General features: G+C 62.0%; 12 protein-coding genes and 1 tRNA gene. 3 read left to right on the forward strand and 10 right to left on the reverse strand.

The genetic code is table 11. From position 1 onward, the window contains the following. Positions 1-34: 34 nt before the first annotated feature. Positions 35-2113 carry a TonB-dependent receptor gene (locus ACI2KG_RS07130; protein ID WP_404661369.1) on the reverse strand — a complete coding sequence of 693 codons (2079 nt, stop codon included), beginning with the start codon at positions 2111-2113 and terminating at the stop codon, positions 35-37. 472 nt (positions 2114-2585) lie between these two features. Here ACI2KG_RS07130 and ACI2KG_RS07135 point away from each other — a divergent pair, with 472 nt between their 5' ends. Next, a complete protein-coding gene (locus ACI2KG_RS07135; RefSeq protein ID WP_404661370.1) occupies positions 2586-3905 on the forward strand; it encodes an OprD family porin in 1320 nt (439 codons plus the stop codon). Between the two features lie 129 nt (positions 3906-4034). Here ACI2KG_RS07135 and ACI2KG_RS07140 read toward each other — a convergent pair whose 3' ends face one another. From ACI2KG_RS07140 to ACI2KG_RS07150, 3 genes are all read right to left on the reverse strand, one after another. Further along, positions 4035-5699 carry an FMN-binding glutamate synthase family protein gene (locus ACI2KG_RS07140; protein WP_404661371.1) on the reverse strand — a complete coding sequence of 555 codons (1665 nt, stop codon included), beginning with the start codon at positions 5697-5699 and terminating at the stop codon, positions 4035-4037. Between the two features lie 272 nt (positions 5700-5971). Then, positions 5972-7339 (reverse strand): ATP-binding protein, encoded by a 1368-nt coding sequence (locus ACI2KG_RS07145; protein ID WP_404661403.1) that lies wholly within the window; start codon positions 7337-7339, stop codon positions 5972-5974. Between the two features lies 1 nt (position 7340). After that, entirely contained in the window at positions 7341-8063 is a 723-nt protein-coding gene (locus tag ACI2KG_RS07150; protein ID WP_404661372.1) for a response regulator, read from the reverse strand. A gap of 140 nt (positions 8064-8203) precedes the next feature. Between ACI2KG_RS07150 and ACI2KG_RS07155 the strand changes: the two genes are divergently transcribed. Continuing rightward, a complete protein-coding gene (locus ACI2KG_RS07155) occupies positions 8204-10501 on the forward strand; it encodes a TonB-dependent siderophore receptor (RefSeq protein ID WP_404661373.1) in 2298 nt (765 codons plus the stop codon). Positions 10502-10675: 174 nt separating this feature from the next. On the opposite strand, the gene ACI2KG_RS07160 is transcribed toward ACI2KG_RS07155, so the two are convergent. The 5 genes from ACI2KG_RS07160 to ACI2KG_RS07180 all read right to left on the reverse strand — a co-directional run bounded on the left by ACI2KG_RS07160 (position 10676) and on the right by ACI2KG_RS07180 (position 12199). Then, complete coding sequence (locus ACI2KG_RS07160) at positions 10676-11023, reverse strand: type II toxin-antitoxin system RelE/ParE family toxin (protein ID WP_404661375.1); 348 nt, start codon at positions 11021-11023, stop codon at positions 10676-10678. 10 nt (positions 11024-11033) lie between these two features. Beyond that, positions 11034-11282 (reverse strand): type II toxin-antitoxin system Phd/YefM family antitoxin, encoded by a 249-nt coding sequence (locus tag ACI2KG_RS07165; RefSeq protein ID WP_404661376.1) that lies wholly within the window; start codon positions 11280-11282, stop codon positions 11034-11036. Between the two features lie 84 nt (positions 11283-11366). Further along, a complete protein-coding gene (locus tag ACI2KG_RS07170; RefSeq protein WP_404661377.1) occupies positions 11367-11588 on the reverse strand; it encodes a DUF3079 domain-containing protein in 222 nt (73 codons plus the stop codon). 188 nt (positions 11589-11776) lie between these two features. Then, positions 11777-11852 (reverse strand) — tRNA-Thr (locus ACI2KG_RS07175). A gap of 98 nt (positions 11853-11950) precedes the next feature. Further along, entirely contained in the window at positions 11951-12199 is a 249-nt protein-coding gene (locus tag ACI2KG_RS07180) for a hypothetical protein (RefSeq protein ID WP_404661378.1), read from the reverse strand. A gap of 555 nt (positions 12200-12754) precedes the next feature. On the opposite strand from ACI2KG_RS07180, the gene ACI2KG_RS07185 reads away from it, so the two are divergent. Next, the gene (locus ACI2KG_RS07185) at positions 12755-13030 is read left to right on the forward strand and encodes a DUF3077 domain-containing protein (RefSeq protein WP_404661379.1); all 276 of its coding nucleotides are present in this window, start codon (positions 12755-12757) and stop codon (positions 13028-13030) included. A gap of 367 nt (positions 13031-13397) precedes the next feature. On the opposite strand, the gene ACI2KG_RS07190 is transcribed toward ACI2KG_RS07185, so the two are convergent. Beyond that, positions 13398-14603, reverse strand: coding sequence for a methyltransferase (locus ACI2KG_RS07190; RefSeq protein ID WP_404661380.1), 1206 nt, complete (start codon positions 14601-14603; stop codon positions 13398-13400). Positions 14604-14606 lie beyond the last annotated feature (3 nt).

Here is a 14606-nt window from a genome sequence, read left to right on the forward strand (position 1 = left end):
TCAGCCGCGAAGAGGCCGGCACAGGCAACAAAAATCAGAAGCTGTAACTACCCGTCACCACCAGGCTACGCGGGTCGCCCACCATGATCTGCGCCGCACTGGTCGCCGAGCTGTAGTAGGTCTTGTCGGCAATGTTGCTCAACGCCGCCCGCACATCCCAGTCATGGGTGCGGTACCCCGCCAGCGCATCCCAACGGCCATACCCCGGCAACACCGTGGTGTTCTGGTTGTCCGCATAACGCTCACCCACCAGGGTCAGGCCGGTTTCGGCATACCAGCCCAGCTCCGGCTTCCAGGTCACGAACAGACTGGCGTTGCGCTTGGCCACGTCATTGATGCGGTTGCCTTCCTGGCCGTTGTTGTCCTTGACGATGGTGGCGTCCTGCAGGCCGATGCCGCCGCGCACATACCAGTTGCCGACGATATTGCCGGTAGCCGTCAGCTCGATGCCGCGTGAGCGCTGCAAGCCACTCAGCAGTATGTTTTCCGGGATTATCGGGTCGCGGGTACGGCGGTTGTACAACTCCAGCTCGTAGATGGCCAGGGTGGTGGTCAGGCGCTGGTCGAGCCAGTCGCTTTTCACGCCGATTTCCTTCTGCCGGGTTTCTTCCGGCTTGGTTTCGTTGGCGTTGCCCGTTGCCCCAGGGGTGATGCCGATCAGGCCGCCGCCCACCGGCGAAAACGTCTTGCTCCACGAGGCGTAGAACGAATGGTCGCGCCACGGTGTGTAGACCACGCCCAGGCGCGGGCTGGTGCTATTGCTGTCCTGTTTCTCGGACAGGTTGCGCAGATTGTTTGTGCTTTCCACTTCGAACTGGTCGAAGCGCACGCCGGCAAGGATCTGCCACTGATCGTTCAGGCGGATCTGGTCTTGCAGGTAAAGGCCACGGCTGTCGACCACGGTGTGGTTGTCACTGAACAATGCCGGTATGCCAGGGTGTTGCTGGTCGCGACCGGGTTTACCCAGGCCTGACAGCCGCTGCTCTGGCGCGCGGTACAACACCGGGTCACGCTTCTGGTTGCCGAACTCCAGGCCCAGTAACAGCTTGTGCTCCAGGCCCAAGGTATCGAAGTCACCCTCGGCCTCCAGGTTGTTGAACAGGTTGCGGGTGTTCAGGTCCTGCTGCCAGCGCTGGCGGGTCAGGCTATTGTTGTCGGCGTTGTAGCCCACGACATAGGTGTTGTCGAACTCGCTGTCGAGCTTGAACAGGCCCAGGGTATGGCGCAGCTGCCAGGTTTCGTTCAGCTGGTAGTTCAGGCGCGAGCGCAGCGACTGGGCGCGGTCGTCAATGTAGTCGCGCTGGTCGCCATAGGTGGTGCTGCGGCTGACGTCGGCCGGGCGGCCGTTGACCCCGGGGATGCCGCGGTCCGGGGTGCGGTTGTAGCGGCTGTATTCGTATTGCACCAGCCAGTTCAGGTCGGGGTTGATCTGCCAACTGACCGATGGGGCGAACAACTGGCGGCTGCCGTCGATGCCGTCGCGGAAGCTGTTGTTGTCCTGGTTGCCCATGTTCAGGCGCAGGCTGACCGTGTCGCTAGGGTCGGCGCTGAGGTCGGCATACAGGCTGCGCAGGTCTTCGCTGCCGGCCTGTGCCTCGATGCTCGAGCGGCGGCCATGCTCTGGTGCCTTGCTGACCCGGTTGACGAGACCGCCCTGGCTGCCGCGGCCATACAGCACCGCAGCCGGGCCCTTCAGCACCTCGACCCGCTCGATGTTGTGCAGGTCACGGATGTACTGGCTGTCGTCGCGAATGCCGTCCAGGTAGAAGTCGTTGCTGGCCTCGAAGCCGCGAATGCGCACGCTGTCGAAGCGGGTATCGGCGCCGCTGCTGACGTTGGGAATGCCCTCCAGCGCCTTGCTCAGGGTGTTGCTGCCGTAGTCCAGCACATTGACAGTCTTCACCGTGTCGATGGCCTGGGGTACATACCGCAAAGGCGTCGAGGTGCGGGTGGCTGTGCTCACTTCCTTGACCTGCGGGTTGTCCTTTTCGCGCTCGCTGTCGGCGGTTACCGATAACTCAGGCAAGGTGGTGGTGGCGGCACTGGCCAGGGTGGCGCTGAACAGCAGCGACAGGCCAAGCGTCAGGGGTGAAAGGCGGCAGGGCACAAGCATGGAAACATCCGGACCGGGAAGATAGAAAAGAGGTGCGAATGGTAATGCTTGCTATTTGCTCTGGCTTGGCTATTTGTAAAGGGTTGTCTTTACATATGTATCCCTTTGTAACGGCCGCCGGCGCAGACGGGTGCGCACAGGAAAATTGTCCGTTCGATCAAAAGGCTATTTCCTACACAAGATAAATTGCCCGCTGATAGCGCAAAGCTACATGGAAATGCACCAGATACGCCGGTTATTTTGGTTATATCAACCTGCATTTCACGAGTTTTTGACATTTGTAATCGCACACGGCTAGGATTCGGCCAACGCCTGCTGGCCAATACCTTTGGCCATGCTGTTGCCAGAGGCCGCCGTGCAGTTACCGGCAGGCCTTCAAGTCTGGATCCGCATAGCGTCGAACCTACGAAGGGGCGTTGGTTCCTGGCGTCATATTGCAGAGCGTTTTTGATTAAGAAATAAGGAAAACAACATGTTGAAAACCAGGATCAGCCTGGTCGCCCTGGCGATGATCGCCGCGACCCAGGCACAGGCCAATGACCAGGCCGAAAGCAAGGGCTTCATCGAGGACAGCCACGCCAACGTCCTTCTGCGCAACGCCTACATCAACCGTGACAAGAAGCACGGCACCGACGACCAGATCGAATGGGGCCAGGCTGTCATCGGCAACTTCTCCTCTGGCTTCACCCAAGGCACCGTCGGCGTCGGTGTCGACGCATTCGGCCTGTACGCCCTGCGCCTTGATGGCGGCAAGGGCCACAACGGTGGCGCAGGTGTCGACTTCTTCAAGCCGCACGAAACCACCAATGCCGACGGAAACGCCAGCTCGCCGCATAACCTGGCCCGTGGCGGCGCCGCTGTGAAGTTCCGCATCTCCAACACCGTGCTCAAGTACGGTGACCAGATGCCGGCACTGCCAGTGCTGCAGTACGATGACGCGCGTCTGCTGCCAGAAAGCTTCACCGGTACCCTGATCACCTCGAAAGAGATCCAGGGCCTGGAACTGAACGCCGGCCGCTTCACCCAGGAAGCGCGCAAGAGCGCCGAGCGCCGTGACGGTGGTGGCCTGAAGTCGATCAACGTGCTCGGCGGTAGCTACAAGTTCACCGACAACTTCACCGGTTCGTTGTACACCGCAGACAACGAAGACGTGATGCGCAAGCACTACCTGGGCTTGAACTACGTCTTCCCGATTGCCAGCGACCAGTCCCTGACCCTGGATTTCAACGGCTACAAGTCGGACATCAACAACAAGTACGTCAAGGCTGCAGGCCTGAACGGCGACTCCAACACCATCTGGAGCCTGGCGGCCACCTACGCGTACGGTCCGCACTCGTTCACCCTCGCCCACCAGCGCAGCACTGGCAGCACCGGCTACAACTACGGCTGGTACCAGAACCAGGGTGGCGTGGGTGACGGTGGTTCGACCATCTACCTGGCCAACTCGTACTGGTCCGACTTCAACGCCGAAGACGAGCGCTCCTGGCAGCTGGGCTACGGCCTGGACTTCGGTGCCTACGGCATCCCTGGCCTGACCTACAAGCTGGCCTACGTGGTGGGTGACAACATCAACACCCGCAACAATGCCAACCCGCAGGGCTTCGGCGAAGGTAAAGAGCGCGAGATCTTCAACCAGGTGCGTTACGTGGTGCAGGACGGCCCGGCCAAGGACCTGTCGATCAAGCTGCGTAGCTCGTTCGTGCGTACCAACAACGCCGTGCAGCAGAACGGTTACAACGACGACGGCAACGAAGTCCGCGTATTCGTCGAGTACCCGATCAGCATCTTCTGATTCTGATCTGATGGCCTAGGGGGCTGCTTTGCAGCCCATCGCGACGCAAGGCCGCTCCTACAAGGGATTGCATTCCACTCTGTGGGAGCGGGCTTGCCCCGCGAATGGGCCGCAACGCGGCCCTTGCCTTTACGCCGGTTCCACTGCCCTACGCCGCACCTCTGCAACCTTCACCTCTCCCTTGCCTGTCTCCGGCGCAAAGCTGTCACTACGCGCCATCCGCCACATCCGCGCATAAAACTCGCTTTCAATCGAGCCACTGAGCAATTCACCCGGCTTGAGGAACGTGTGCAAGTCCGAAAACAAGCCGATCTCGCTGGGGCTGATACGCCGTGCCAGGTGCTTGGGCTTGAGCTCGGACGGGTGCTCCAGGCCTGCAGCGGCCAGCATTTCGGCCAACGCGTGCAACGTATTGCGATGGAAGCTGGCAACCCGTTCAGCCTTGTCCGGCACCACCAGCGCCCGCTGGCGCAATGGATCTTGCGTGGCCACGCCGGTCGGGCACTTGTTGGTGTGGCAGCTCTGCGACTGAATGCAGCCAATGGCGAACATGAAGCCGCGCGCCGAGTTGACCCAGTCCGCGCCGATGGCCAGCACGCTGGCAATGTCGAAGGCGCTGACAATCTTGCCCGCCGCGCCAATGCGGATACTCGAGCGCAGGTTCAGGCCGACCAGGGTGTTGTGGACGAACATCAGGCCTTCGCGCATCGGTACGCCCATGTTGTCGCTGAACTCGCGGGGCGCTGCGCCGGTACCGCCTTCCTTGCCGTCGACCACGATGAAGTCCGGGGTGATGCCGGTGGCCAGCATGGCCTTGGCTATGCCCATGAACTCCCACGGGTGGCCCAGGCAGAACTTGAAGCCCACCGGCTTGCCGCCCGACAGCTCGCGCAGACTGGCAACGAACTGTAGCAATTCGACTGGTGTGCGGAAGGCACTGTGCGCCGCCGGCGAGATGCAGTCCTCAGCCACGCGCACGCCACGGGTCTGGGCGATTTCGGGGCTGACCTTATGCCCCGGCAGGATGCCGCCGTGGCCCGGCTTGGCACCCTGGCTGAGCTTGATCTCGATGATCCTCACCTGCGGCGAGCGCGCCTGTTCGGCAAAGCGCTGCGGGTCGAAGCGGCCGTCCTCGGTACGGCAGCCGAAGTAGCCACTGCCGATTTCCCAGATCAGGTCGCCGCCGTGTTCACGGTGGTAAGGGCTGATGCTGCCTTCACCGGTGTCATGGGCAAAGCGGCCCATGCGGGCGCCGCGGTTGAGGGCGGCGATGGCGTTGGCGCTGAGGGCGCCGAAACTCATGGCTGAGATGTTGAAGATCGAGGCCGAGTAGGGCAGGCGGCATTGCGGCCCGCCAATGGCGATACGGAACGAGGCAGGGTCTGGCGTGGCCACCGGCAGCATGGAATGGCTGATGAACTCGAAGCCGGGCTTGTAGGCGTCGTTGAGCGTGCCGAAGGCTTTCTCGGCGCTTTCGTTCTTGGCGCGGGCGTAGACCAGCGAGCGTTGCGAGCGAGAGAACGGCAGCTTGTCGTCGTCGCCTTCGATCAGGTATTGACGGATTTCCGGGCGGATGGTTTCGATCAGGTAGCGGATGTTGCCCAGGATCGGATAGTTGCGCCGTACGGCATGGTGGCTTTGGCGCAGGTCATTGAGGCCAACCAGGCTGAGCAATGCAGTGATCAGCGTCAGCGGCCACAACCAGGCATGCTGAGGCAGCAGCGGCAGGCTGGCGAAGGTGAATACGAGGCAGGTAACGAGGCAGGCATAGCGGCTGGGTAGAGAGTGTTTCATGGGTCCATCGCAGGCAGGATGACCGGGCATAGGATAGGCAAAGGCGGGGAGGGGAAAACCTGGGTAATCGGTAAAAGACTGTTACGTGAATATCTATTTCCAAGCCTTCACAATGCCTTGAAGCCCGCGCGCGGTCGCCTGTAGGAGCGGCCTTGTGTCGCGATGGGCTGCGCAGCCAGCCCCAGCAATCTTCGCTGTGACGCTGAAATCCGGGGGCTGCTGCGCAGCCCATCGCGACACAAGGCCGCTCCTACAGGGGGCCGCGCAAAGGCTTAGCGGGGTAGCAATACGCTAACCCGCAACCCCCCGCCCTCGCGGTTCGTCAGCATCAGCTCACCGCCATGGCTGGTAGCAATCCGCTGGACAATGCTTAACCCCAGCCCATACCCCCCGGACGCCTGGTTGCGCGACCCTTCACCACGCACGAAGGGGTCGGTAATGGTCGCCAGCAAACCGGGTGCAATCCCCGGCCCGCGGTCATCGATATGGATGAACACCCCCGTGGTGGCCCGCTCTAGTGTGACCGAAACATCCCTGGCATAGCGCAATGCATTGACCAGCAAGTTCTGCAGGCAGCGCTGCAACAGCAACGCATCGACCCGCAAGCTGCCCGCCTGGCCGTGCAGCGGTAATGGCTCTTCGGCGGTGGCCAAGTCCGCGCACTGGCGTGCCACCAGCCGGTCCAGGTCTACCTGCTGCAAATTTTGCTGCTCACCTGCGCGCAGGTAATCGAGCACCTGGCCGATCATGTCGTCCATCTGCGTGATGTTCTGCCGCAGGCGCTGGCGGTGCTCGTCGTCGGGCAGGCGCTCCAGGCGCAGGCGCATGCGGGTGAGCGGGGTGCGCAGGTCGTGGGACACGGCGGCGAGGAAATAGGCCTTGTCGTTGACCATGGCAATCAGCCGCTGCTGCATGGCGTTGAAGGCCTGGGCCGCCTGGCGTACTTCCTCCGGGCCATCCAGCGCCAGCGGCGGCTGCTCAAGGTTGCCGCCCAGGCCACGTGCCGCATCGGCCAGGCGCCGCAACGGGCGCAGGCACAGGCGTACGGCAATCAGGCACACCAGCAATACCGCGACAATCCGCAGGGCATACACCCGCAACAGGTAATCACTGATCAGTACCCAGGCCGACTCACCGCTCCAGCCTTGCAGCTCCTGGCCATCGATGGTCAGCCAGTGGTCATCGGCCATCGGCACCGCGAACTGAATATGAGCCTGCGCCGTGCGCAGGCCGAACAGGCTACGCCAGACAATCGGCTGGCCCAGTTCGTCGGTCAGTTGCACCTTTATCAGGCGCACCTCCTGGGCATGCCCCAGCTCGTACTTGAGGGCCTGCTGCAACAGCAATTCAACGCGCCTGCGACCACGACGCTCGTCGTGCTGCGACGTGGGCAGGCTTTCGGCGCAGCGCAGTTGATAGTGGGCTGGCACCTGCAGCGTCCCGGCGTGGCAGTCGGCCTGGGCAATCAGCGGTGCACTGCGCGCAGCGATCAGCCGCACCGGGGCTTCGAGCACCTGGGCAAAGCGCACATCGAACCAGATGCTGCTCGACATCAACTGGATCACCAGCGTGCCGCTGACCATGATCAGCAGCAACTGGCCAAACAAGGTGCGCGGCCACAGCCGGCGAAGCCATCGCATCTCAGGCATCGGCCTCGTGGTGGTCGATAGTCAGCAGGTAGCCCTCGTTGCGGATGGTGAGGATTTGCGCGGCGCCTGCGGGTGCGCGGCGCAGGTGTTGGCGCAGGCGGCTGACGCACATGTCCACCGAGCGGTCATCGGGCAGGTGGTCGCGGCCGAACGCACTGCGCGTCAGCTGGTCGCGGGAGACCACGCGGTTGTTGGCTTCCAGCAGTTCGCGCAGTACCCGGTAATCGGAGCGCGGCAGGGTCAGGGTCTGGCCATCGGGGCGGGTGAGCAGGCGCTTGATATGTTCCAGGCGAAAGCCTGCGAACAGCTGCGCATCGACCGCCACGGGTTCTTCGGTGGGGGTATTCAGGCGCTGCGGGCGGCGCAGCACGGCCTTGATCCGGGCAATTAGCTCGCGTGGCTCGAAGGGCTTGGCCAAGTAGTCGTCGGCACCCACTTCCAGGCCGATGATGCGGTCCAGCGTGCTGCCCTTGGCCGACAACATGATCACCGCCAGCCCGGGGGTGGCCTGCAACTGGCGACACAGGCTCAGGCCGTCCTCGCCAGGCAGCATCAGGTCGAGCACCACCAGCTCCACCTTGTGCCGGGCCAGCTGCTCACGCATCTGCTCCCCGTCGGCAGCGGCAAGCACGTTGTAGCCAGCGTCTGCAAGGTAATCACAAAGAAGTTCGCGGATCTCGTCGTCATCGTCGACGACCAGCAGGGTCGTGCTCATGCGGAAAAACACCTGTCGGGTGAGGGCCGGTGGCGCTCATTACGTTCAATTACATCCCCGTACATGTGGGGTCTGGAGCGGGGAGGGCCGATCCCTAGAATCCTAACAAAAAATCAACTGCAAATACGAAGCCTTCCCAAATGAACTTCACCAGTAACTCGAACACGTCCACCTTTGTCACCCGAGGCGGTAGCCGCCTCAAGCCACTCGCCTTCTGCGTTGCGGTCGCCATCAGCGGCGGTGCCATGGCGGCAGACAGCAAGCCGCTGGAGCTGGATGCCACGCAGATCGAAGACAGCGCCTTGCCGTCTGCTGACGATACCGGCCAGATCGGCTACACAGTCGAAAGCACCCGCAGTTCCACCGGCCTGAACCTGACCCCCCGGCAGACGCCGCAGTCGGTCACCACCATCACCCGCCAACAGATGGAAGACCGCGGCATCCACACCATCGAGCAGGCGCTGGAAACCACGCCGGGTGTTACCGCCAACAAGTCCGAGGTGGGCGGGCGTACCGACTACCGTGCCCGTGGCTACTCGATCAGCAACTGGAAGGTCGATGGCCTGCAGACCCAGGGCGGTTCCGACTTCAGCGGCAGCGGCAACGCGCTGAACATGGACCTGTACGAGCGCATCGACATCGTGCGCGGTGCCAACGGCCTGCTGGGCGGCACCGGCGACCCCTCGGCCACCGTCAACCTGATCCGCAAGGCACCGACCAAAACTTTCGGCGGCAGCGCCTATGCCACCTACGGCAGTTGGGACAAGCGCCGCCTGGGCGCTGACCTGAACTTGCCGCTGTCCGAAGATGGCCGCCTGCGCTCGCGCTTCGTGATGACCCAGCAGGACGCCAACTCATTCCGCGACAACCAGTCCGAGCGTTCCCGCGCAGCGCTGGCCAATTTCCAGTTCGACCTGGACGACGCCACCACACTCGGTGCCGGCTACCAGTACGAATACAACAAGGTGGTCGGTGGCGGCTGGGGTGCGAATATCCCGCTGTGGTACCGCGACGGCAGCAAGACCGACCTGCCACGCAGCACCAACGTGGTGCCCAGCTGGAGCTTCGGTGAGTACACCACCCGTACCGCCTTCGGCTCGCTGGAGCACCGCTTCGACAACGACTGGACGCTGGACCTGAAAGCGTCCCAGGCCACCACCGAAGCCCTCAACCACCGTGGCCTGGCCAAGGTCAACTCGGCAGGGCGCGGTACCTATGGCGGCTATTGGGACCAGGACGGCAGCGGCGCGGTGCTGAACGGCCTGCACAGCTCCAGCGACACCACCCAGCAGTCGGCACAAATCGACCTGTCCGGCCCATTCCAGCTGTTCGGCCGCACCCACCAGGCGATGGTCGGCTACAACGACAGCCGCACCGTGGGCTGGTCGCCGCAATACACCTGCACCATGGTTGGCGATGGCATGGCCAGCGCGCCCGCACTGGGCTGCCAGTTCCGCGCCAACAACGGCTTCCCGGTCAGTAACTGGCACAATGGCGTGGATGACGACTACGACATCATCGCCTCGCGTACCGGCCTGCACAGCAAGACCACCACCCGCCTGCAGGGCATGTATGCCGCCACCCGCCTGAGCATTACCGACCCGTTATCGGTGATTGTCGGCGTGCGCACCAGCCACTATTCGTCGGTTACCCGCAGCGTGGCCGGTGAGCGCAGCAGCCAGGAAGAGAACGGCATTGTCACCCCGTACCTGGGTGCGGTGTACGACCTCAACGACAACTACTCGCTGTACGCCAGCTACACCGATATCTTCACCCCGCAAACGTCGGAAACCGTGAGCGGCAGCAAGGTAGAGCCGATTCGTGGGCAAAGTTACGAGACCGGGGTCAAGGGCGAGTGGTTCGACGGCCGCCTGAACGCCTCAGCGGCGTACTTCCGCACCAAGCAGGAAAACAAGGCCGTGCTCGATGGCGACCTGACCACGCCGACCGGTGCCAGCGCCTACAAGGCCGGCTCGGGCGTGGAAACCGACGGTATCGACCTGGAAGTCGCCGGCGCCTTGACCCCTAACTGGAACGTATACGCCGGCTACACCTACCTGCACTTCCGCCGCATCGACAGCGACGGCCGCAGCGACCCGTCGCACCTGTTCAAGGCCTCGACCACCTACCGCCTGAGCGGCCCGCTCGACCGCCTGACCGTAGGTGCCGGCGTGACGGCGCAAAGCAACATTCGCGCGATTTCCAGCCCGGCAGGCCAGCCCACCAACGGCGTGAGCAACGGTGCCACTGATGTGAACTGGTCCGGTTATGCCATCTGGAATGCCATGGCCAAGTACCAGGTAACCGATGACGTCAGCGTCACCCTTAACGCCAACAACCTGTTCGACAAGCACTACTACACCCAGTACGGGTTCTATGCCGGTGGCATCTACGGCGATCCGCGTAACCTGTCGTTGACGGTGAGCACCGCGTTTTGACCTGACACTGCCAAGTGTAGGAGCGGGTTTACCCGCGAAGCAGGCGATGCGGTGAATGGTACCGGCTTTGCCGGTGTTCGCGGCTAAAGCCGCTCCTATAAGGGGCCGCGCAAAGTTCCGCCAATTTGTGCTTTTGTGCTGAAACCCTGGGGCCGCAAAGCGGCCCCTTTTCCATCAAAGCAATGGATAGATCAGGCAGTACCGAATCAACGCTTGCTCGACACTCTGCTTTTGTCTAAGCACCAGCTCCACGACGATGGCATTGTCGGTTTCGATCACTTCGTAGAACACCCGATACCCATCGACATTGAGCTCACGATATTGCATGACGCCCAGTCCGCTCGCTTGAGGACTGACCGGGTAACCAACCGGTGCAGCTGCCAGTCGGCTCTCTATCGCGTCGACCAGAGCGGTGATTTTCTGCAGGGCTGCTTGCGTGCCGTGATAGACGGCCAGGTGATGAACGTGGTCTTCGATGCTCTGCGAGGCGGAATGGGTAAAGCGAATGGCTGGTTTATTCATGCGCTAGCCATTACTCCTCGGAGAATTTCTTCAGCAGACGTGTCTTGAGGTCTTCTGCCGAGCTGTGCTTGCCCTGTACATATTCACGAGATCCGATGGCAAGCAGCTTTACCAGGGCAATTGCCTCATCCCGCTGTTGACGATCTGCGTAGGACTCGACCACATAGGCGGGCACGCCGTTCTGCGTAACGACCATGGGTTCTTCCAGGTCCAGGTCCGCAGCATGGCGCTTCAAATAACTGATCGTTTCTACTCGCATTGGGCTGGCTCCATGTTCAGTGGTAACTAGTTTAGACTGAATATGGTCCATAAAAAGACCGTTTGTCTTGTGACGGGAATGGGTTCATCCATTTACGCCGTCGTCAGGCTTCAGCGATTTGTCGGCAGCAATCGGCTTCTCCAGCCGGCCCTCGAAGCTGTCCCAATCCTCCCCAAACAACTCCACCGGGTGCATGGTCCGGTCTGCGCCATTGCCACAGGTCAGCGCCTTGGCAGGGCAGTAGAGGTCGCATCCCCAGCAGATGCGCTCGGGGTGGCCGGGGTTGGTGGGGAATTTCTTGGCCATGGTGTCCTGCCCTCAAGGGTTGTCTGGAGTCAGGCTATGCCTCAAGCCTGCATCAGACTTGATCGGAATCAAGTTGAGCAGCGATTGGGCGAACGCTATGGCAGTGAAGGTGAAGTCAGGCGGCGGTCGAGACGGACACCGGAAACAAAAAAGGCCCACCTTTCGGTGAGCCTTTTGAGTACTGCGTATGGTGCCGGCACCAGGAATCGAACCCGGGACCTACTGATTACAAGTCAGTTGCTCTACCATCTGAGCTATACCGGCAATGGGGCGTCATTATAGCGATCGTTTGGCGCCTGTAAACCACTTCGTTGCGAATGTTCGCAAAAGAGCTAAGTCACCGGCCCAAAAGAAGAATTTTCTTACCAGCCGCGGTGGAGGGTGTTGACGTTTGGCTCGCTTTTGCCTGGGTTGAAAAACAGCTTGTCGTTGTCGCAGCCGCGCTTGCGGCACGGGGTTTCGGTGCGCAGGGGCAGGCCGTTGTCGCCGCCCAGCTGCATGCCGGGGTGGTTCCAGCCGAGGTTGCTGTTGGGGTGGGGCGAGGTGCCGCCGGCGCAGGCGGTCAGGGCCAGGGCGAGAGTCAGCAGGGCGAGGGGCTTGGCTTGGGTCACGGTGTGGGTCCAGTGTCGAATCTGGCGCAACGCCAGACGGTCGCAGGGCTGGTAGGCAGCGCGCGACTCGCTTTTTAATGATTTGGGAGTTGGATGATACACCGTTGTGGGGGGCGGGGATTAGCCTTGTGTTGGCTGGTCGGGCCTCTTCGCGGGTGAACCCGCTCCTACATGGGCCTCTACAGGATCTGAAATTTGTGTGGGAGCTGTGCGAGCGGGTTTACCCGCGAAGGGGCCAGCAGCCGTACGAAGATTCTGAACCTGGGGTCTGAAAGCTTTAGGGCTTGGACGCTTCGGAAGTATCCTACGCGCGCCGCCGAAGTATCGCTGTTGTCGGGGAAGTGGCTCGCGGATACCGTTTTCGGGTCGCTCTGGCGACCGGGTGTGAGAACCCCTCTTTGAATAAGCGCTACCACTCAATGGTGGTCGTACGTGGGCAGGCTTCGGCCTGGCCGGGCTTCCTTGTTCACTCGGTTTCTCACCCTGCGTACGGCTGCCACCCTAAATCCGTGAGAAAGATTTCTGGCAGCCCCATTCTCTGAATAAGGTTTTGCCATGAAAAAAGATATTCCCGAACCCATCACCACCGCAGGCGTGGAAACCTTCCTCCCCGCCGGCAACCCATCCCTCAATCTCTTGCGCGTAGAACCCGGCGTGCCAGTCGATGCTGCCTATGAGCATGTGTCGATCCTGATGGGCTACATCAAGCACCTGGTGCGCGAGGGGGATATGGAAGATGACCATAAATTCCTCGGCGCGGCTGATTACCTGTGTGACATGGCCAAGGCGCTGATGAACGATATCGAGATTGCCAAGAACAAGGCGCATTAGGCACTGACGCGGTCCTCCACTGTGGGAGCAACCTTGTGTCGCGATGGGGCGCGCAGCGGCCCCTGGTTTTGGCGTTTTGGCAGAGATTGCCGGGGCTGCTTTGCAGCCCTTTCGCGACGCAAGGCCGCTCCTACAATGATCGTGAAAGGGCCTCCTGCGCCCACCACAATAAATGTTTATGCACAAGTAGCATTGACGTCTTGCGCGAAAGGCATGCCGGATCGCTACGCCGCTGGTCTTTGCGCAAACGCCTGTTTTTACTGGGCTTGACCCACGAGCAGGAATAAGCCAGGCGTTTGAAATAGCGCTTGGCACCAACAGGTAATCACAAGCTTGTTCACAGAGTTATCCACAGGTTGTGCTGCGGCTAACGGTCGCGTTCAGCAAGGATCAACAAGTTGCGCGGGGTCAGTGGATAGTCGCAAAACAACCCCAGCTGAACGTCGTAGCCTTGTTCTTCGAGGAACAGGGCGCGATCGAGTACCAGCCATAGCTCCAGTGGCCGACGGAACAGGTTGCGCACGCGCTCCAGATTGCGTACCTCGGCCAGGCGTTGCCAACCGGCAGCTTCCAGTGCTGCCCAGTCCTGATTACCGCTCAGTGGCAGTTGTTTCAGTTCAGCCAGGTCGCGGCAGTATTGCTCGAAAGGCTTCTCCAGCCAGGCCACCGGCAGCGACGGGGTCGGCAGGTATTCGTCAGTCTGGCGCTGCTGGCGTTGTAGCAGGTCAAAGCCCAGGCGGCGGGCCATCGAGGTGTCGCGCTGGCGCCGCACGCGGGCGCCGGCGGTGACGGTTTCGCTCAGGGGCAGGCCAAGGTCGTCCAGTGACAGTTGAAGGCCCGATGCCTGCGCTGCTGTGGATAACGGCTGGTAGTGCTGTGCCGCGATGCGGTTGTAGCAGCAGGGCGCCACGGCCAGTTGTCGGCAACCTTGCTGGCTGGCCAGTTGCATCAGGCGCACATGCAGGTCGCCACAGGCATGCAGGGCGACCACGCTCTTTTCGCCGTCCAGGTGACGGGCGCTGTCGCTGGCCATCACATCCTGATGTACGTGCTGCGCTGGCAGGTGGTGGTGGGCGCTCAGGGCCTGGCCGGCGTTGACCAGTTCGGCGTCGTATTCCAGGCAGGTCAGCTGTTGGCCGGGTTGCAGCAGGCGGCGGCCGAGGTGGCCTTTGCCGGAGCACCAGTCCAGCCAGTGGCGGGGCTTGTCGTGGAAGGCCAGGTGGCTGGCGAAGGCTTCGATCTGTTGCCATTTGCGGCCGGGGACGGCGACGTCAAGGCGGTGGGCAGCGGGCGGCAGGTCGGTTGCCGGGAGGTTGCCGAGGGCGGATAGCTGTTGGGCTTGCTGGGCCAGTTGTGGGAACGGGGCGGGCAAGGGGGCGGCTGTGTTGTCGGCTTCGGCGTCTGCCAGGGAGCAGTGGCGCAGGTGGGCGGCTAGCTCGGGGTGGGTGGTTTCCCAGGGTAGCTGCAGGGTGGTGAAGGGGCGCGGTTTCCACAGCTTTTGGTGCTCGATCAGGAACTCGTCGAGGGCCTGGAAGCGGGGGGTTAGGTGGTGGCTGTGGAGGTGGCTGGACATGGG

It is taken from the genome of Pseudomonas sp. NPDC089407 (genome assembly GCF_044900445.1).
Taxonomy (GTDB): domain Bacteria; phylum Pseudomonadota; class Gammaproteobacteria; order Pseudomonadales; family Pseudomonadaceae; genus Aquipseudomonas.

Coding starts and splice junctions, on each gene's coding strand:
- ACI2KG_RS07130 (WP_404661369.1), bottom strand. CDS start 2,113: ATGCTTGTGCCCTGCCGCCTTTCACCCCTGACGCTTGGCCTGTCGCTG.
- ACI2KG_RS07160 (WP_404661375.1), bottom strand. CDS start 11,023: ATGAATAAACCAGCCATTCGCTTTACCCATTCCGCCTCGCAGAGCATC.
- ACI2KG_RS07170 (WP_404661377.1), bottom strand. CDS start 11,588: ATGGCCAAGAAATTCCCCACCAACCCCGGCCACCCCGAGCGCATCTGC.
- ACI2KG_RS07185 (WP_404661379.1), top strand. CDS start 12,755: ATGAAAAAAGATATTCCCGAACCCATCACCACCGCAGGCGTGGAAACC.
- ACI2KG_RS07165 (WP_404661376.1), bottom strand. CDS start 11,282: ATGCGAGTAGAAACGATCAGTTATTTGAAGCGCCATGCTGCGGACCTG.
- ACI2KG_RS07155 (WP_404661373.1), top strand. CDS start 8,204: ATGAACTTCACCAGTAACTCGAACACGTCCACCTTTGTCACCCGAGGC.
- ACI2KG_RS07190 (WP_404661380.1), bottom strand. CDS start 14,603: ATGTCCAGCCACCTCCACAGCCACCACCTAACCCCCCGCTTCCAGGCC.
- ACI2KG_RS07140 (WP_404661371.1), bottom strand. CDS start 5,699: ATGAAACACTCTCTACCCAGCCGCTATGCCTGCCTCGTTACCTGCCTC.
- ACI2KG_RS07135 (WP_404661370.1), top strand. CDS start 2,586: ATGTTGAAAACCAGGATCAGCCTGGTCGCCCTGGCGATGATCGCCGCG.
- ACI2KG_RS07150 (WP_404661372.1), bottom strand. CDS start 8,063: ATGAGCACGACCCTGCTGGTCGTCGACGATGACGACGAGATCCGCGAA.
- ACI2KG_RS07145 (WP_404661403.1), bottom strand. CDS start 7,339: ATGCGATGGCTTCGCCGGCTGTGGCCGCGCACCTTGTTTGGCCAGTTG.